The sequence below is a fragment of the Streptomyces sp. NPDC051940 genome (genome assembly GCF_040680895.1).
GTDB lineage: Bacteria > Actinomycetota > Actinomycetes > Streptomycetales > Streptomycetaceae > Streptomyces.
Window position 1 is genome coordinate 12,573 of record NZ_JBFAXR010000056.1, and the last position, 16,953, is coordinate 29,525.

Annotated in this window: 14 protein-coding genes and 4 pseudogenes; 9 read left to right on the plus strand and 9 right to left on the minus strand. The window is 69.2% G+C overall.

Annotated elements, in window-relative coordinates; all coding sequences use genetic code 11:
• Positions 1-122: 122 nt before the first annotated feature.
• Both AB0M28_RS21900 and AB0M28_RS21905 read left to right on the plus strand, forming a co-directional pair.
• Positions 123-914 carry a UvrD-helicase domain-containing protein gene (locus AB0M28_RS21900; RefSeq protein ID WP_365407416.1) on the plus strand — a complete coding sequence of 264 codons (792 nt, stop codon included), beginning with the start codon at positions 123-125 and terminating at the stop codon, positions 912-914.
• Positions 915-1,228: 314 nt separating this feature from the next.
• Positions 1,229-1,908 (plus strand): annotated as a pseudogene (locus tag AB0M28_RS21905) (transposase); the annotation flags it as partial.
• 69 nt (positions 1,909-1,977) lie between these two features.
• Here the strand turns inward: AB0M28_RS21905 and AB0M28_RS21910 are convergent.
• Positions 1,978-2,373: a hypothetical protein gene (locus AB0M28_RS21910; RefSeq protein ID WP_365407320.1), complete on the minus strand. Its 396-nt coding sequence runs from the start codon at positions 2,371-2,373 to the stop codon at positions 1,978-1,980.
• 136 nt (positions 2,374-2,509) lie between these two features.
• Between AB0M28_RS21910 and AB0M28_RS21915 the strand changes: the two are divergent.
• A pseudogene (locus tag AB0M28_RS21915) lies at positions 2,510-2,844 on the plus strand (hypothetical protein); the annotation flags it as partial.
• A gap of 319 nt (positions 2,845-3,163) precedes the next feature.
• Here the strand turns inward: AB0M28_RS21915 and AB0M28_RS21920 are convergent.
• Positions 3,164-3,928, minus strand: a complete 765-nt coding sequence (locus AB0M28_RS21920; protein ID WP_365407322.1) for a hypothetical protein — start codon at positions 3,926-3,928, stop codon at positions 3,164-3,166.
• Positions 3,929-4,088: 160 nt separating this feature from the next.
• Positions 4,089-5,219 (minus strand): DNA polymerase III subunit beta, encoded by a 1,131-nt coding sequence (gene dnaN / locus AB0M28_RS21925; protein ID WP_365407325.1) that lies wholly within the window; start codon positions 5,217-5,219, stop codon positions 4,089-4,091.
• Between the two features lie 263 nt (positions 5,220-5,482).
• Here dnaN and AB0M28_RS21930 point away from each other — a divergent pair.
• The 3 genes and pseudogenes from AB0M28_RS21930 to AB0M28_RS21940 form a co-directional block, all read left to right on the plus strand.
• Positions 5,483-5,725, plus strand: a pseudogene (locus AB0M28_RS21930) (YhjD/YihY/BrkB family envelope integrity protein); the annotation flags it as partial.
• Between the two features lie 47 nt (positions 5,726-5,772).
• Positions 5,773-6,387, plus strand: a complete 615-nt coding sequence (locus AB0M28_RS21935) for a YhjD/YihY/BrkB family envelope integrity protein (RefSeq protein ID WP_365407328.1) — start codon at positions 5,773-5,775, stop codon at positions 6,385-6,387.
• Positions 6,388-6,493: 106 nt separating this feature from the next.
• Positions 6,494-6,952, plus strand: a complete 459-nt coding sequence (locus tag AB0M28_RS21940; protein ID WP_365407331.1) for a hypothetical protein — start codon at positions 6,494-6,496, stop codon at positions 6,950-6,952.
• 115 nt (positions 6,953-7,067) lie between these two features.
• Here AB0M28_RS21940 and AB0M28_RS21945 read toward each other — a convergent pair whose 3' ends face one another.
• Together AB0M28_RS21945 and AB0M28_RS21950 are read right to left on the minus strand one after the other, a co-directional pair.
• Positions 7,068-7,889, minus strand: coding sequence for an SDR family NAD(P)-dependent oxidoreductase (locus AB0M28_RS21945; RefSeq protein ID WP_365407334.1), 822 nt, complete (start codon positions 7,887-7,889; stop codon positions 7,068-7,070).
• Between the two features lie 3 nt (positions 7,890-7,892).
• Positions 7,893-8,486 carry a TetR/AcrR family transcriptional regulator gene (locus tag AB0M28_RS21950; protein ID WP_365407337.1) on the minus strand — a complete coding sequence of 198 codons (594 nt, stop codon included), beginning with the start codon at positions 8,484-8,486 and terminating at the stop codon, positions 7,893-7,895.
• Between the two features lie 90 nt (positions 8,487-8,576).
• Here AB0M28_RS21950 and AB0M28_RS21955 point away from each other — a divergent pair, with 90 nt between their 5' ends.
• The 3 genes and pseudogenes from AB0M28_RS21955 to AB0M28_RS21965 form a co-directional block, all read left to right on the plus strand.
• Positions 8,577-9,287 (plus strand): SDR family oxidoreductase, encoded by a 711-nt coding sequence (locus AB0M28_RS21955; protein ID WP_365407340.1) that lies wholly within the window; start codon positions 8,577-8,579, stop codon positions 9,285-9,287.
• Between the two features lie 920 nt (positions 9,288-10,207).
• Complete coding sequence (locus AB0M28_RS21960) at positions 10,208-12,001, plus strand: protein kinase (RefSeq protein WP_365407343.1); 1,794 nt, start codon at positions 10,208-10,210, stop codon at positions 11,999-12,001.
• Between the two features lie 481 nt (positions 12,002-12,482).
• Positions 12,483-12,643, plus strand: a pseudogene (locus AB0M28_RS21965) (IS5/IS1182 family transposase); the annotation flags it as partial.
• Here AB0M28_RS21965 and AB0M28_RS21970 read toward each other — a convergent pair.
• From AB0M28_RS21970 to AB0M28_RS21985, 4 genes are all read right to left on the minus strand, one after another.
• Positions 12,579-13,763: a CapA family protein gene (locus AB0M28_RS21970; protein ID WP_365407346.1), complete on the minus strand. Its 1,185-nt coding sequence runs from the start codon at positions 13,761-13,763 to the stop codon at positions 12,579-12,581. The pseudogene AB0M28_RS21965 and the gene AB0M28_RS21970 sit on opposite strands and share 65 nt — an antisense overlap.
• Positions 13,764-14,238: 475 nt before the next feature.
• Positions 14,239-15,252 carry an FAD-dependent monooxygenase gene (locus AB0M28_RS21975; RefSeq protein WP_365407349.1) on the minus strand — a complete coding sequence of 338 codons (1,014 nt, stop codon included), beginning with the start codon at positions 15,250-15,252 and terminating at the stop codon, positions 14,239-14,241.
• The gene (locus tag AB0M28_RS21980) at positions 15,249-15,779 is read right to left on the minus strand and encodes an isoprenylcysteine carboxylmethyltransferase family protein (RefSeq protein ID WP_365407352.1); all 531 of its coding nucleotides are present in this window, start codon (positions 15,777-15,779) and stop codon (positions 15,249-15,251) included. The genes AB0M28_RS21975 and AB0M28_RS21980 overlap by 4 nt, the downstream gene beginning before the upstream one ends.
• Positions 15,780-15,826: 47 nt before the next feature.
• Complete coding sequence (locus tag AB0M28_RS21985; protein ID WP_365407355.1) at positions 15,827-16,885, minus strand: 3-oxoacyl-[acyl-carrier-protein] synthase III C-terminal domain-containing protein; 1,059 nt, start codon at positions 16,883-16,885, stop codon at positions 15,827-15,829.
• Positions 16,886-16,953 lie beyond the last annotated feature (68 nt).

The window sequence follows — 16,953 nt, forward strand, 5'->3', positions numbered from 1 at the left end:
GATGATGCGCTCAAGCCACGTCAGGCCGATATCCCATTGCCCGTTGTCGGGCCCGGTTGAGGAGGTCGTCGGGGATGGCGTCGGCAGGCCGTACCGGCGCGCCATGACAAGCCACCGCAGCCCTGACCTACGACCAGCTGATCCCCTCCGCACGCAACCTGCTGAACATTCCGGCCGTGCACGAGCACTACGCGTACCGGTTCGCGACCGTCATCTGCGACGAGTGCCAGGACACCAGCGCCGAGGAGTGGGAGCTCCTCCAGGCGATCGCGCCGTCCGCGCGACGCATCCTGCTCGGCGATGTGAACAAGAGCATCTACGGCGGGTTCAAGCCCGACGTAGCTCCCGCGGCTCGACTCGCAGCCGCCCTGACCCTCCCGGGAGCCGTTCAGGTCGACCTTTCACCGGCCAGCTACCGCGAGCCCACCGGAGTGCTGCCCGCGGCCGCCGAGGCAGCCCGCACACTCCGCTTCCGGGATCCCGCCATCGCCGAAGCCGCCCGAACCAGCCGCCTGTGCCTCACCTGCGTACCCGACGGGGCCTGTCACCGCCAAGTCGTCGACCTCACCCGCCAGGCCCGTTGCAGGTGTCACACGGTCAGCATCTTCACGCACACCAACGCCGCGACAACCGCCGTGTCCGACGCTGCCCTCGACGAAGCCGGCCTCACCCACGAACAGATCGGCTTCGGCGAAGCACACGGCGAAGCCCTGGCCGCCCAACTCGCTCTCATCCAGTACGCCCTCGGAGACGACGACGCACCCGTGTGCCGGCAACTGGCCGTCTTCATTACGGCTACCATCCGCAGAGGTCCTGGAGTCCCAGAACTGGCACAGCAGATGCTACGTGCCAGCAACCCAATCTGGGAGCGCAGCCAGGGCGACCTCGCGAGCGATCTGCGCTCCGCGGGCTAGGGGCCAGCAGCGGACTTGGATCGGCTGTCCGACCTCGTCACCAGTGCCTATCCTCGCATCGGCACGATTCGAGGAGAGGGCGCCTGGCTCCAGGCTGCCTCGCGCACCCGCAGCACACTGCGCCTCCTCGCCGGTGACCACAGCATCGCTTCCGTGGGCACGGCACTCCTCCGGCTCCGCGATGAAGCACTCGTAGGCGACCTCAGCCCCCGCCAACGCCCCGTCCAGATCAAAGAGCCCGATAGATCCACCTATGAAACTGCAACACTGCAGCTCACGAGCTTCCTCATGTGCAACTAGACAGGTGACTGACGGCTCTGATCGCGGTCGGCGTCAACGCCGACGGGCACCCCGAGATCCTCCGCATCGACGTCGCCAACGCCGAGGACGGCGCCGGCTGGCTCGCCTTCCTGCGCTCGCTCAATGCCCGTGGCCCCAGCTCGTCATCTCCGACGCCCACGCCGGCCCCGTCGATGCGATCGGCGCGGTTGTGCCTGGCGCTTCATGGCAGCGATGCCGGACCCACTACGTCAGAAACCTGCTGAGTCAGGTCCCCAAGTCGACTCAGCCGTGGGTGGCGACGCTGCTGCGGACCGTCTTCGAACAGCCCGACAGAGACGCCGTGAAGGCACAGATGCGGCACGTCCTGGAGGCATTGGAGGCCACGTTCCCCAAGGCTGCTGCCACTTGGACACCGCGCAGGACGACCTGCTGGCCTTCGCCAACTCCCCGCGGGAGATCTGACGGCAGATCTGGTCGAACATCCGCAGAAGCGGCTCAACAGGGAGATCCGCCGCCGCACCGACGGGGTCGGCATCCTCCCGGACCGCACCGCCGTCCTCCGCCTTATCGGCGCAGTGCTGGTCGAGCAGAACGACGAGTGGACCGAGGCGCCCGCCGCTACATGGGCCGCGAGCTGCTGGCCAAGGCCGGCCTCCACCCGATCGAGTCAGAAACCAACGAGACCGTCCTGCCCACCGAACTCACCGCATAGCCTCAAAACGAGATCACCGAGTGGCCATCGTTACACCACTCCAGCAGACGTGACTCACCGTTTCCGGATTCACGCGGTGGCGAGAACTGCCTGGACGAAGGCAGCCGGCGGCAGATAGGCGTGTGCCTCGACATAGTGGGCAATGAGTTCAGGGGCAGCGAAGGCAACGTCTGAGCCCCTCACCCAAATCTCTGCACTCCCGTACGGGTGACTGGCGTAGCTGCCGGATGTCGGCGAAGGACACAACGGGCAGAAGTGGAAGCCGCGCGTCTGCCGGGTTCGGTGCGTGTGCCTCATCCGGTTCAGCACGGCAGCCAGCTCACTGGGCACGACGCCCTGCTCGTACGGCCGGCCGCGGTCAAGCCGGCCCACGTTGACCACAGGGGCGCCCTGCCACAGACGCGTTGCATCAGCCGCCCAGTCCCTGTCATACGCGTACGGCGTCAAGTCCGCGTAGTACGTCATTCGACGTGTTTACCAGGCGGACGCGACCGCAGAAAACGGGGTGCGCTGCCGGTTACTGAGCTACTTCGGGCCGCCCTGTTCGGGTCACGGTCGCGAAACGTAACAGGCAAGGCGCTCGGGCTGTTGACGCGCGCTCATCGAGTGGGTCACAAGACTCACCGTCACCCGCGAGGGCGACCACTGCTGCAAGCTGCGCCCCTTCCAGCGGGCGATGGTGTACCTGCGCGAGCACATCACCGACCCGAGCGGCCGGCCGCGGTGGCTCTCACCGGCTCTACCGGGCCGCAGCCACGGGCCGCCCGCACCCAGTGCATCGTCCGGATGCGCGAACGTCAGGGCATCCTCATCGCGGCTGACCTGGCCCACCAAGGCGGTGGCCGTTGGGTGACCACCTGAATCAAACACCAGCCCCGCCAGAACCTCACCCCGACCGAAGCAACCCTCAATCGGGCACTGGCCCGCACCCGCGCCCTCGAGCAGCACCACTGAAGAAGCTCAGTGTTAACCCGGCTGCGTCGCCGAGGCCCCCGACGTGTGGGATACGAGAGCCGCGGCAGGCGGAGACCGTGGGTCGTGCCGTCCCCGAGGCGGGACGGCGGATGCGTGTCGCGTCCCGGGCGAGGGCTGGGCATTGCAGGGCCCGGCGGCTTCGCGCGGCAGGCTCAGGCCTTTGAGGCCGGCGGTCACGGTGGAGCGCCCTCGTGTCCGGCGACACCGAGTCCCGGCGGAGCGGGCGCCCCCGCCCAGGCGTCCAACGACGTCGTCCCTCATCGGCTGCTGCCGACCAGGCTCACCCGCTCGTGTGGCCGCCATCGCCGCGCAGCGCCTCGGCGAGGGCCCGCGCCTGTTCCAAGGTGATACCCAGGGCGATCGGGACCCGGCGCGGACTGTGGCCCAGGGAGCAGACGGGCACCGGATTACCCTCGGCGAGGGTCCAGGACGGCTCGACAAGCCGGTCGACAGCGTCGGTCCCTAGGAGTTCCCGCGCGAACCGGGGAGCCACGTCGTCCCGTATACCGCAGCGGACGAGGGCACGCGCCACGACAGCCCACGCCTCCTTCGGCGTGGCCGCGTCCCCGAGCATAGGCAGCAGGAGCAGTAGGCGCTGCGCCTGGTCGACAAGGCCCGCGGTGTCCGACGCGCCCTGCGGCACGCTCGCGGCGACCGCGGTCAGCTCCGCCCAGGACAGTCCGGGGCCGGCCGGCTCGGGGCCGCACTGCCCCAGATACCCCAGGCGGCCCCACGATGGATGGCGAACGATGAACTCGACCGTATTCGCGTCCTCGAAGTTGGCGTAGACCGCGAGCACGGTATGCCCACCGCCGAACGGCACACGCAACACCGGCCAGGGCTGCCCGGCATCGCCGAGGCGCTCCAGCATCGCCTCGTACGCAAACGGCGCAACCCCGTAGTCCTGCGCATCGGCGGACAGGTCACCCATCGTCACCAGCAGGTGAGCGAGCCAAAAGGCCGGCTCGCGGGCAAGCCGCTCACCCCCGACCAACTCGCAGTCCACGTACTCCGGAATGACCACGATCTGCGCAGCGTCGCTCACGCCACGAGCGTACCGGGCCGTACCTACAGCCCCCGACAGCCGCCCCCAACACTCCACCACGACGTCATCGGATGCGGTCGCCACCGCCCCGCAGTAAAACGATAGCCACACCGGACACCCCCAGCCGCTGCCAAGGGGGCAGCTGCAATGGCCGCTTCGCTCAAGTCAATTGACGTACCGACACCAGGAGATGACGGACATCCTCACTCATCGCGTGGTCCGCGTCCGACACGCCGCTCAACAGCGCGCGCCGGCCGGGACCGAGGAGTTCGAAGCGCACCTGGGGAGCCTGGAGGGAGTGGAGGGCGTCCAGCAGGTATGCCGGATTGAACGCGACTGCCATGTCCTCAGCACCGTCGAAGGTAGCCGTCAGCCGCTGAGCAGCGACATCGTCCTCATAACCTGCCTGAAGCAAAACGGTCCCCTGGGGAGAAAAGTCGAGTCGTATGGGGCTGTTGGGTTCGGCGACGACCGCGACCCGGCGGACCGCGTCAGCGAGCGGCTCCCGCTGCGCGACCGCAACTGCCGGGCCGTCCAGCGCGAAGAGCTTGTCATGGCGCGGCAGTCGACCTTCCAGCAGCCGCAGCGTCGTGCGCATCCCGGCTCCCTCGAAGGCGATCAAGCCGCCGGGTGACCCGTTCAGCCGGACGCGGACCGGTCCGGACCTCGCCAGCGACCGGGAGATCTCGGTCAGTCTGCGGCCCGGCACCACACCCTCCACGACCTCCGAGTCCGCCCCCTCCGGCTTCCAAGAGAGCCCACGCACCGCATACCGGTACCGGTCCGAGGCAGCCAGCGTCATCGACTCGCCTTCCAGCCGGATCTGGACCCCGGTGAGCACCGGCAACGTATCGTCCCGACCCGCCGCAATCGCCACCTGCCCGACGGCAGCGGCGAACTCGCCCGAATCCACCACTCCACGAAAGGCCGGAGATTCGGGCAGCGCCGGGTACTCCTGTGTGGGCATCGTCGACAGTCCGAAGCGCGTATCGCCCCCTTGCACTGTGAAGCGTGAGCCTTCCAGCGCGCACTGGATCACCGCATCCGGCAACACCCGGCAGATGTCCAGTAGTCTGCGCCCGAGCACGAGCACCTGACCGGCTACCGGCGTCCGGGCCGGCACTTCGATCTCGGCAGAAGCCTCGTAGTCGAAGCCCGATATGCGCAATCGCCCCGCACAGGCGTCGAGCAGCAGTCCACCTAGCACGGGCACGGGAGAATGGGCGGGCAGCGACTTCGCCGCCCAGCCCACGGCCTCCACGAGGGCGCTCCGCTCGATTTGGAACTCCATCAGCACATCCCCACCACATCGTTCCGGTTGATCAACGCACGCTATACGGCACCTCTGACATCCCCGCGTGCATCGGCGACGGGGCCTGCGACATCCTCGGCTGGGGCGGAATGGTCGGCGAAGCGGGCCGGGCGTGAGTCCTCTGGGGTCATGAAGGGCGTTGCCCTAGATTGATCCGCGTGGAGTGGCTCAGCAGGTCACCAGTCATCAGCAACCTCGTCGCACGTGTGACGCGCAGCCGGGCCTGGCGGGCTTGAGTGTATGTGGATCGACGGCACTGGAGCCGGCTGGCGGCCGCCATCACCTTCTCCAGCTTTGTTGCGCTGTTTCCTCTGATCACAGCCGTCGCCGCCTTCTCCGCCCTCGTGATGGGCGCCGACGACCAGCGGCGGCTGGAGACATGGATCGGCGAGCAGGTGCCGGGGGTCGCCGATCGGCTGGACCTCCAGGCGGTCTTCGACAATGCCGGCGCGGTGGGCGCGATCGCTCTGGGGGCGCTCCTACTCGCCGGGCTCAACTGGATTGGTGCGCTGCGTGATTGTCTGCGCGCCGTGTGGACCGCGACGAACGCGAGGGTGATTTCCTCCTCGGCAAGGTCAAGGACGCGGGTGTGCTCCTCAGCCTGGGCGGCACGCTCATTGTCACGGTGGGTATTTCCGTCACGGCCGCCACGGCCGTCACAGACATCGTCGACGCCGCAGGTCTGGGTCGTAGCCGGGCCGGGGTGGTGCTGATCGCCGCGCCCGGGTTCGGTGCGTCCTTCGTGGCCGGCGTCCTTTTGATGTTCTACGCCCTGACACCGCTGCCCGATGTCTGGCCCGAGCGCCGCAGCACCCTGGTTGCGGCGCTCATGGGGGCGCTCGGGTTCGAGGTACTGAAGCTCATGCTCAGCGGATATCTGTCTGCGGTCGCCTCGCGCAGTGTCTACGGCGCGTTCGGTGTTCCTGTGGCGCTCTTGCTGTGGATCCACCTGATGGCTCGGCTCTCCTGTACTGCTCGGCCTGGACGGCCGTCGAGGACGACGGCGGTGCCCAGCAGGCCGGACCATTCGAAATCCCTGATGCCCGAACTTGCTCTCCTGGACCGGCGACTGGGCGGCGAAGAGGGTCTCCGTCCCTTCAGTGAATTACTGTTGCCCGGTGTCGCCGGCAGCGGCGGTCGGGCTTAGTTCGCGCTGTTCCGGTCTTCTGCGGGGCGTCGCTACAAAGCGTCAATGATGAGGGGCGCTACGATTCCGGCAGAACGCCGATATGCCCCGAACTGGACTTGAGTCAATGGACGAGATCTTCGAAATCCTCAAGCGTCTGCAGGACGCAACGGAACTGACCGCGGAGAATCTCGGCGCTGCACTGAGCGCCGGCGGATGGGAAAAGGGACAGGAAGCCATCCCGACGCCGATTCCGCGGGTCTGGCTCAAGGATTCCAAGCGCGCCGGCATTGAGGGCGTACCGCCGGACCTGCGCCTGGCCGTCCTCATGTGGCGGCAGAGCGAGGAGCCTTCCGCCTCCCCCGGCGGCGCAGTCCCGCAAGGGAACGATGCCGCCGGTCAGCTGGCAGCGTTTGCTCGGCAGCTGGCGGAGAGCGACGTGGCGTCCGACCTGGTCGACCTGAGCAACGACGTCTCTGCGCCGGGAGCTTTGCACCGGGCCTGGCGGCTGCACCGCAGGACCCTGTTGCTGGCGGTGTTGCGGCCGGCCGACGGCCGCGCGGTTGTGGAGGCGGTCATCACCTGAGGCACCCCGTACCGGGGCGGTCTCCGACCCAGCCATCCGCCCCGCATGTGGCCTACCAGTACGTCCACGACGATCCGATGTTGGACAGCAACGCCCGGCTGAACCTGGCCACGGGTCATCCGGGGCGCTTGGTGAGCCTGATGCTGAGGTCCCAGAGTTGCTGCTGGATGCTCGGATCGTAGGCGTCGGCGTGTGCCTTTGCGGCACGGGTGCGGTCGTAGAACTGTCCGGTCACCCCGTCGAGTTCGGGGGCTTCGATGAGGCGCAGGGTGGAGTGCAGGCCGTCTTCAAGGGAGTCGATGCTGTAGCCGACCGAATCCAGGACCATCTTGGTCGGCATGTACGTGGCCGGGTGCAGGCTGTTGACCGTGACTCGGTGCGGGTCGAGGCGCTGGGCGAGAGTGAGACCTGTGGTGATCATCGCCAGTTTGGACTGGCCGTAGGCCCGCATGCCTGAGTAGTCGTGGGCGAGGGTGGGGTCGTCGAAGTTGATCGGGGCCTGGCCGATCGAGGCGACGTTGACGATACGGGCGGGGGCTCCGCGGTCCAGTACGGGGAGCAGTCGTTGCGTCAGCGCGAACGGGGCGAGGTGGTTGACCGCGAAGCGGAGCTCGTTCCCGTCGGCGGTGAGTCGGCGGTCGGTGCCGTCGGGTTCGCCGCCGCCGATTCCGGCGTTGTTGACCAGCACCGAGATGTGATCGGTGAAGGCGATGATCTCGTCCGCCAGATGGTGCACTTGGGCGAGTTCGGAGAAGTCGGCCCGGACTGTGTGGATGGAGGCCGGCGCGTCGGCCAGTGTGGCGGCCAGTTCGTCGAGTCGGTTCTGGTTGCGTCCGTGGAGGATGAGCGTCGTTGTGGGTCGGCGCGCGAGGGCGTCGCTGAGGGCGCGGCCGAGTCCGTCGGTCGCTCCGGCGATGAGGATGGTTCGGTCGGGCATGCGCTACTCCTCGCCGGGGTGTTCGTTCAGCAGCCGTCGGATGGCGGTGATGTCGCCTTGGTCGAGCAGGCGCTCGGTGGTGAGGACCCGGTACCAGATCAGGCCGAACACCAGGTCGGCGGCGAAGGGTGCGGTCAGGTGGGGCGGCTTGTCGCCGCGGGCTGCGGCCCGCTCGACGATGGTTTCGAGCGCGGCCCTGCGTTTGGTCAGGAAGCCGTCCTGGAAACGGCGCCGGAAGTCGTTGTCGCGCTGCGCCTCGGCCATCAAGGAGCGCAGGGCGGGGACCACCCCGGGGAAGGCCATCAGGGCGGCGGAGTCGCGCAGGAACGCGTTCAGCTCCGCGTCGAATGATCCCTGGTCCGCGGTTGAGACCTTCAGGTCCGCCTTGAGCGCCAGGGCTTCGAGCAGGACGTCCGCCTTCGTGGGCCACCAGCGGTACACGGTCTGCTTGCCCGCCCCGGCGCGGGCGGCGATGCCTTCGATGGTGAGGTCCGGGAAGCCGGACTCGGTCGTGAGCTCATAGGCCGCGGTCAGGATCGCGAGCCTCGTCTGCTCGCTCCTCTTGCGGCCGCGGGCGGGTGTCATAGCGCCGGTCATGCCTGTCAGCCTAACCCATTATCGAGACGGAGCGTCTAGGAATGGTGCTACGCTTATTCGAGACGCTGCGTCTAGAAATAAGGAGCCAGCATGCCCACTGCACTCGTGATCGGCGGCACGTCGGGGGTCGGCCTGGCGGTCGCCCGGCAACTCGCCGGCCAGGGACACACGGTCCACATCGCCGGACGAGACACAGAGCGGCTCAACCGTGCAACGGCCGCCATCGACGGAGACGTCCACGGACACGTGCTCGACGCCGCCGACGCGCAAGCGGGTGCGTCGCTCGCGGCGAGGATCGCCCCGATCCACCACCTCGTCATCACCCTCGCCGGCAAGGGCGGCGCCGGCCTGCTGGGCGACCTACCGATCGACGGCCTGCGGCAGGCGTTCGAGGAGAAGTACTGGCCCACCGTCACCGCGATCCAGACCTCGCTCGCCCACCTCGGCGAGAACGCCTCGATCACCCTCGTCGGAGCCGTCACAGCCAGGGCCGCTATGCCCGGCACGGCTGGGATCGGCTCGCTCAACGCCGCCGTCGAAGGGCTCGTCCGACCACTCGCCGCCGAACTCGCGCCGATCCGGGTCAACGCCGTCTCCCCGGGATACGTGGACACGCCCTGGTGGGACGGACTCGCCGCCGAGGACCGATCCGCGTTCTTCAAGCAGGCCGCCGACACCCTGCCCACCAAGCGCATAGCCACCGCCTCGGACATCGCCGAGGCGATCGTGCTGCTGGCCACCAACCCCAACATCACCGGAACCGTCATCGAAACAGACGGCGGAGCACGCCTCGCCGCCTGACCTCTCCCCGCCATCGCCCAGTCGCCGCACCGTCGGGGCACGGGACGACTACGGCGAGCTGGTAAGTCTCGACGGTCGGGGCCACGCCGTCACGGTCCGATTGGCCTTCGCAGCCGATCATCCGCTCCGGCCTCGCGCCGCCCCTTCTGGACTACGCGCACCTCGCTTCGCTGTCGAAGAAGAGGTGTCCGGCCCTCAGGAAACGCTCGCATACCTGCGCCACCTGCGATGCTGGCCCCCAACACCGGAAGGGGCACTCCACCCTTCATCCACTCTCGGCCCACCGCTCGTCCCCCATTGACCCACCCTTCAGCCCCCGTTCGTTCCCCACCCACGGTTTACTGCCCGGGGATCGCTGCGCCGGTGCGGCCCGAGCGCTGGTGCGGTCGTGTCCATGGGCGTCGTATCCGGCCGGCGTCGACCGCCCCATCGTGCGGCCTGCAGTAAACGACCGCGACGGATTGCTGGGTTCGCCTGCGGGGTACTCGCGCGGGATCGACGTTGGCCTGAAAGTGCCAGTCAGCTGCTCGCACGACTGCTCGCAGCCTGCCCGACCGCTTGCATCAGCCTCTGAGCTGCCCGACTACAGGATCGTGCGAGCAGTTTGACTAGCGGTGCTCCGGATCGTTCGCGGCATCTGTTTCACCGGATCTTCCCCCGGCTGGAGCGGGCCTTCGACCAGACCAACAGCAGGGGCGCGCTCACCTTGCTGACCTACCGACAGACGCCCCCGGGATACGCCGAGTCGTACGCGCCAGGCTGGGGTCGTATCTGCGCGAACGCGGTGTCCGCCGGGCCGACAAGGTCGCCGTCATCGCTCTGGAGGGAGGGCGGCCGGCCTTGAGTTCCTCAACGACCTTTATTCTCAACGGGGTTACACCGATCTACAGCGTCGCAAGAGGCAGGGGGGCCACGACAGCATGAGCGGTACGAACGGGGACGGGCGGGGCGAGCAGAGTACCCGGCGGGACGACCCCTTCGGTGGGGGCTTGGATCCGCTCACCGCCTTCGATCCGGCGCGGATCGGGTCGTACCGGCTGCTTGGGCGGCTCGGCGCCGGCGGCATGGGGAGAGTGTTCCTCGCGCGGTCCGACAGCGGGCGCACCGTGGCCGTGAAGGTGGTGCATGAGGAGCATGCGTCGGACGCGCGCTTCCGGGCGCGGTTCAGGCGGGAGATCGAGGCCGCGAGCCGGGTCGCCGAGCGGTATACGGCACCCGTGCTCGACGCCGGGCCCGACGAGGAGCCGCCATGGGTCGCCACCGGGTATGTGCCGGGTCTCTCGCTGGAGCAGGTCGTACGGGGGTACGGCCCGCTGCCCGCCGAGTCCCTGCATCGTCTCGCGGACGGGCTGCTGCGCGCCCTGGAGGACATCCATGACGCCGGGATCGTGCACCGTGACCTGAAGCCGTCGAACGTCATGCTGACCGTGGACGGGGTCAAGGTCATCGACTTCGGGATCGCGCGGGCCCTGGAGAGCTCCGTCGAGTCGCTTGCGACCAGTACGGGGATGGTCATCGGCTCGCCCGGCTTCATGTCGCCGGAGCAGGTCCGGGGGCAGAGCGCCGGGCCCAGAAGCGATGTGTTCACCCTCGGGTGTGTGCTCACCTACGCGGCGACGGGGCGGCTGCCTTTCGGGCACGGGGCCAGCAACCAGCACGCGGTCATGTACCAGATCGTGCAGGACGAGCCGGACCTCGAGGATGTCGAGGATCCCGCCCTGCGGGCGCTCATCACGCGGTGCCTGACCAAGGACGTGGGGCAACGGCCCGATATCAGCGCGCTGTTGGCCGACCCGGAGCGAGCCCTTCCGTCGGCTGCAGGCAAGGTGTGGCTGCCCGCCGACGTCCTCGCGCGTATCGCGCAGCAGGCCGCTGAGCTGCTCGACGCCGAGGTACGGCCGCTCCGCGAGGAGTCCGTGGACCGGGCGACCGCGGACCTGCGCCCGCGGCCGGAACCGCCCGTGGTCCTCGCACCGGGCAGCCGCGACGCCGAGCCGGCAGAGCGTGAACGGCCCTCGCGCCGTCGTCGCACGTTCATCGCCCTGCCCGTGGTGGTCGTCCTCAGCGTCGGTGGGGCCACGACGGTCGTGCTCCAGCCCTGGAGCGACGATCGGGGCGGATCCCATGCCCAGTCGCCCGGCAGCGGGGTGAGTCACACGCCGGACGGCAGTACCTCCCCTGCGACGCCCAGTGGTTCACCGTCCAAGACGTCCGACGCGAAGGACGACAAGGATCGCGCGTCCGATGGCGGCGGGGGCGCCACGAACGGTGACAAGGCGGAGCAAGGCAGCGGGGGCGCACCGGTGGCCGAGGAGGGCACCTCCGGCAGCGGCGCGTCCGGTGACCCCTCGGACACGACGGCAGGGGGCTCGTCGGGGTCCGGTGACCCGTCCCCGGGCTCCGCCGGCTCCCCGCCGCCCGCCCTGCAGAGCTACCGACTCGAGTACACGCAGTCCTGCTTCGGGGCGTGCGACATGCCGATCAAGGCGAGCTGGACGGCGGTCTCCCGCGCGACGCGCTACGACATCCACTACACCAACAAGGGCAGCAACTACACCGCGAAGAACGTCGACACCGTCTACTCCACCAGCAGCACCAGCTACACGATCAACGGCCCGTTCTCGGGCGACGAGATCTGCATCACCGTGCGTGCGGCGAACCAGTACGGCCCCTCCGCCTGGGCGGAGACCTGGTGTGACACGGTGCCGTACTGACGTCTGGTGCAGAAGCCTGTGTTGGGACGCGTCAAGGACGTGGTGCAGCCAGCTCGGCCGTGTGGGCCTCGCCGGCAGCTCGCTCACCTTGCGACCTCGGCGTCCGCTCGGTGCGGGTGGCCACCCACTGAACCGGGGCCGACGTCTCCGGACAACACATCTCCGCGGCCCCCGAGCTGGACATGGATACGACTTCCTGATGCGCTCCCACATGGCTGCAGCACCCGACCAGCTGGCGTGGCAGAGCTAGTTGATGGAGTGCTGCGCCCAGTGCGTCTACGTGACCGACTCTCGAGAGCGTCTGACGACGGAGGACGTCGCCGCCCAGGTGCGCACCCACCACGACGTCCTCGCGGCACCAGGGTGACCTCGGCCTAGATCGCGGGGCCTACGTGCGACGAGCGGCCGGCCGGCGTCCTCCGGCCGCCAGTACTGATCAGACCTGTCTTACGGTGAGGACCGTCTAACAGCGACCGCGGCTCTGAACGGCACCCTGGCCGAGCGCGGCCGGGACGGTGAAGGCCGTGCGCGGACAACTCGACCAAGCGCCGGAGGCACGGGGGGTGCAAGCAGGTCATCAGGGACCCGAAGGGGCGGGTCCTGTGGCTCTCGCCCGTCCTGCCCGGTCGCGCCCGCGACCTGGCGCCGCCCGCTCCCACCTGAGGGGCAGGGTCATGTCCTGGCTGGGGTCGATGTGCACGCCGAAGCCTGAGCTGGTGCGGTTGAGGACTGTCCGTAGCCAGTCGCGGTCCTCGGCGGTGGCATGCTCCAGGCGTAGGCGTCGCGCGCGCAGGGGGGCCAGTTGGAGGTCGGCCAGGCGTCCGGTGTCCGGGTCTATCGAGATCAGGTACGCCAGCCTGAGCTCGTCGCGGAAGTGTTCGTAGCCGGGGATGCCCTCGTAGTCGTCGACGAAGTCGCCGCAGCCGTAGAGGATCAGCTTGTCGCGGTATACCTGCAGCGGGCGCGGATGGTGCGAGGAGTGTCCGTGCACGATGTCCACACCGCCGTCGACTAGGGCCTGAGCGAAGCGGATGTGTGAACGCGGCACGTGGTACCCCCAGTTCGAGCCCCAGTGCAACGAGACGACCACGATGTCGCCCGCCCTCTTCAGCCGTTGCACCCGGGAGACGATGTCGCCGGCCGCTTCGGCGGTGGGGGCCGGCACGAAGGCGAGACCCGACCGATGGTCGGTGGCTGCCCAGTCGGTCGGAATGCCACTGGACGGCATACCGACCGCGAAGACCAGTACCCGCCGCCCGCCGCCGGCGTCGACCACCGCGGGCCGGTACGCCTCCGCGGCGTACCGGCCGGCGCCCGCTGCCTTGAGGCCCGCGATGGTGAGTGCGTCCAGGGTCTCCGTCAGGCCGGCGCGGCCGAAGTCCAGGGAGTGGTTGTTGGACAGTACGCACACGTCCGGCTCGACCGCTGCCAGGCAGGGGGTGTTGGCCGGGTGCATCCGGTAGTGCACCCCCTTGCCGGGGGCGAAATCGTCGCTGGTCGTGATCGCCGTCTCCAGGTTGATCACCCGGACGTCGGGCTCCGCCGCATCGAGCACGGAGAGCGCATCACCCCACGGCCAGACGTAGTCGACCGGCGCGGGGATCGCCCCGTTCACGGACTCCGCCATGCGCACGTACGCTCCGGCCTCCGCTACGTAGTCCTCCCGCAGGGCGGGGTCACCGGGGTGCGGAAGAATCTGGTCGATGCCTCGGCCCAGCATCACATCGCCGCAGACGAAGAGCTTTACTGCCCGGTCACTCATACGTCCACGGTAGTTCCGGCACGTCGCTCGGCCTGGGCTGCTGCAAGCACCCTGCGGAGCTCCTGCGTGCCCTGGGCGAGCAGGCCGTCAGCGCGACCGGAGCGGTTCGCCCGCACGGTACTCCGCGCTGCGACCTCGACCACCAAGTGTGAGGCTCGGATACCAAGCGTGAGGCCGTGGGACGCAGCGCGAGCGGCATTGCGCGGGCAGGTGAGAAAATTCCAGTCCGAGAGGTTTAATCCTATTAATCCGCTCTATTATGAATTTAGACCTACGGGATGAGCGAGGGAGCTCAACCGGAGTAGCCGACTCTGGCGGGAAGCATGCGGCTTCCGCTGGGGCCGACGTCGACGGTCGGGCTGAGAGGTCTGAAGGTCGAGCGGCCGGAAGACGACCCCTACCACCTGACTCGGACAATGCCGACGCAGGGAGCCCGTCTCGTAGGTCGCTTGCGGTCTTGATCGAAGCTTCGGAGCTATTGCAGCGCGTGCACCGCCGCTGCGAACACCGTGGGCATACGGGACGCGAGGGGGACGATGAGGCGGGCCGTGCCGGGGCGGCGGCTCGCGGTGAGCAGGGCGGCGGTCAGCAGTCGGTGGCGGCGGGTCAGTGTGGTCCAGGCGCCTTCATACGCCTGTGGCCGGCCGGCGGTCAGGCAGCGGACGGCAGCGCCAGCCGTCGCCAGCGCGAGGGCGATGCCCTCACCGGTCAGGGCGTCGACGTAGCCCGCGGCGTCGCCTACGAGCAGTACCCGGCCGGCGACTCTGCGCCGTACCCGCTGCCGCAGCGGTCCCGCGCCGCGTACCTGCGTTGCGGCCGGGCCGCGCAGCGCTGTGGTGAGGGTCGGGAAGTCGGCCAGGTGTTCGTCGTACCCGCGGCGGACGCGGCTGAGGATCGCGACGCCCACCAGGTCCTCGCCGACCGGTGTCACGTACGCCTCCCCGTGTTCGGACCAGTGGACCTCCACGAAGTCCGTCCATGGCTCGGTGCGGTAGTGCCGGCGCAGTCCGTAGCGGGCGGTGGCGCGGCGGGGCAGCTCCAGGCCCAGGCCGCGGCGCAGTGGGGAGTGCAGGCCGTCGGCGGCGATCAGCCAGCGGGCGGTGAGTCCGCCCGCGGTGACGCTGTCCGCGTTCTGGCGTACGTCGCCGATCCTGCCCGGCAGCATCCGTACGCCGAGGTCGACGGCACGACGGTGCAGTTCGTTGTGGAGTGTGGTGCGCCGGATGCCCAGTCCGCCGTCGCCGCGGAACACCGCCTCGGCGCGGGCGGTGCCGTGCACGTAGCGGATACCGCGCAGTTCGCGGCCTGGGACTTCGACGCCCAGTGTCCGCAGGGCGGCCACGCCGCTGGGCATGATGCCTTCCCCGCACGCCTTGTCCACCGGTGTGGTTCGGGGTTCGACGACCACTGTCTCCAGGCCGGCGTGTGCGGCGTGGATGGCGGCGGCCAGGCCGGCCGGTCCGCCGCCCGCCACCAGGACGTCGATCATGCCTGTACGGGCGCGGTGCTCGCGGTCAGCGCCCGGTTCTCACAGCGGACGCGCACCGTGAGCAGGGCGGCGTTGAGGACGGTGAACACGGTCGCGGTGAGCCAGGCGGTGTGCACCAGTGGAAGGGCCACGCCTTCGGCGACGACGGCCACGTAGTTCGGGTGCCGCAGCCATCGCCACCGGTAGGGACCGCTCGTCACCAGGGGCAGGCCGGGCACGACGATCACCCGGGTGTTCCATCGGGGTCCCAGGGTGCGGATGCACCACCACCGCAACGCCTGGGCGGCTGCCAGTACGGCCAGCATCGGCCAGGCGAGCGCCGGTAGGAAGGGGCGGTCGGCCAGCCAGACCTCGGCGGGGCACGCGAGCAGCAGGCCGGTGTGCAGGGCGACCATCACCGGATAGTGGCGCTGCCCGGACACGGTCGCACCGCGGGCGGTACTCCACCGTTCGTTACGGCGGGCGACTACGAGTTCAGCGATGCGCTCGGCGGCGATGAGGGCCACGAGCAGTCCGTACCAGATCATGTTCCTCCGTCCTTCGCCTCTCGCTCTTCGTGTTCGGCGGACCCGAACTACCAGCGCAGCAGTACGAGTTCGCTGGCGAAGCCGGGCCCCATCGCCAGCAGCACACCCGGCGTACCCGGCGGCGGGCGGCGTTCGGCCAGGGTGTCGCGCAGGACGTGCAGCACGGACGACGACGACAGGTTGCCCACGTCCGCCAGATGACGCCAGGTCACATCCAGGGCGTCGGCGGGCAGGTCGAGGGTGTCGGTGACGGCGTGCAGCACCTTGGGGCCGCCCGGGTGGCACACCCAGGCGGTGACGTCTTTGGGTTTCAGGCCGTGGTCGTCGAGGAACCCGCCGACGTCGTCGGCGAGGTAGCGGCGTACCACCTCGGGGACTTGCGGGTCGAGGACGACCTGGAAACCGGAGTCCTTGATGTCCCAGCCCATCACGTGCCCGGTGTCCGGGTACAGATGGCTGCGGGTGTCCACGATCGTCGGGCCGGCGCTGTCGGCCGCGCGCTCCGCGCCGCACGCGACGACGGCGGCGGCACCGTCGCCGAACAGGCCGGTGGCGATCAGGTTGGCCATCGAGGCGTCGTCCCGCTGGAAGGTGAGCGAGCACAGCTCGACGGACAGCAGCACCGCCACGTGGCCGGGGCGTCCCAGCAGGTAGTCGTGTACGCGGGCCAGGCCGGCGGCACCGCCGGCACAGCCCAGCCCGAACATCGGAAGCCGCCGGACGTCCGGGCGCAGTCCGAGGCGGCCGGCCAGCCGGGCGTCGATCGACGGGGTGGCGACGCCGGTGACGGAGGTGAACACGAGCAGGTCGACGTCTTCCGCGGCGAGGCCTGCCGCGTGCAGGGCGCCCCGGACGGCCTTGGCGCCCAGGTCGACGGCGGCGTCGATGAAGACGTCGTTGCAGGCGCCGAAACCCTCCAGCTCCTCGTACCGCTCCAGCGGCAGCACCATATGGCGTGTGCCGACCATCGTGCTGCGGTGCAGCCGGTCCAGCACGCGCCGGTCGGCGCCCGCGGGCAGACAGGTGCGGGCCACCATGTCGGTGATCTCGGGCTGGGTGCGGCGGTGCGGTGCGAGGGCACCGTGAACGGCGGCGATCCGCGTCATCTGGTTCCTGTCCGGCTCCCGACGGGGATGGGGGTCTGTGCACGTATTCCCCGGACCGGGGCACGGAC

What these genes read in the sequence shown, in the direction of transcription:
- AB0M28_RS21910 (WP_365407320.1), bottom strand. Translation starts at nt 2,373, where the DNA reads ATGACGTACTACGCGGACTTGACGCCGTACGCGTATGACAGGGACTGG.
- dnaN (WP_365407325.1), bottom strand. Translation starts at nt 5,219, where the DNA reads ATGGAGTTCCAAATCGAGCGGAGCGCCCTCGTGGAGGCCGTGGGCTGG.
- AB0M28_RS21940 (WP_365407331.1), top strand. Translation starts at nt 6,494, where the DNA reads ATGGACGAGATCTTCGAAATCCTCAAGCGTCTGCAGGACGCAACGGAA.
- AB0M28_RS21945 (WP_365407334.1), bottom strand. Translation starts at nt 7,889, where the DNA reads ATGCCCGACCGAACCATCCTCATCGCCGGAGCGACCGACGGACTCGGC.
- AB0M28_RS21950 (WP_365407337.1), bottom strand. Translation starts at nt 8,486, where the DNA reads ATGACCGGCGCTATGACACCCGCCCGCGGCCGCAAGAGGAGCGAGCAG.
- AB0M28_RS21955 (WP_365407340.1), top strand. Translation starts at nt 8,577, where the DNA reads ATGCCCACTGCACTCGTGATCGGCGGCACGTCGGGGGTCGGCCTGGCG.
- AB0M28_RS21960 (WP_365407343.1), top strand. Translation starts at nt 10,208, where the DNA reads ATGAGCGGTACGAACGGGGACGGGCGGGGCGAGCAGAGTACCCGGCGG.
- AB0M28_RS21970 (WP_365407346.1), bottom strand. Translation starts at nt 13,763, where the DNA reads ATGAGTGACCGGGCAGTAAAGCTCTTCGTCTGCGGCGATGTGATGCTG.
- AB0M28_RS21975 (WP_365407349.1), bottom strand. Translation starts at nt 15,252, where the DNA reads ATGATCGACGTCCTGGTGGCGGGCGGCGGACCGGCCGGCCTGGCCGCC.
- AB0M28_RS21980 (WP_365407352.1), bottom strand. Translation starts at nt 15,779, where the DNA reads ATGATCTGGTACGGACTGCTCGTGGCCCTCATCGCCGCCGAGCGCATC.
- AB0M28_RS21985 (WP_365407355.1), bottom strand. Translation starts at nt 16,885, where the DNA reads ATGACGCGGATCGCCGCCGTTCACGGTGCCCTCGCACCGCACCGCCGC.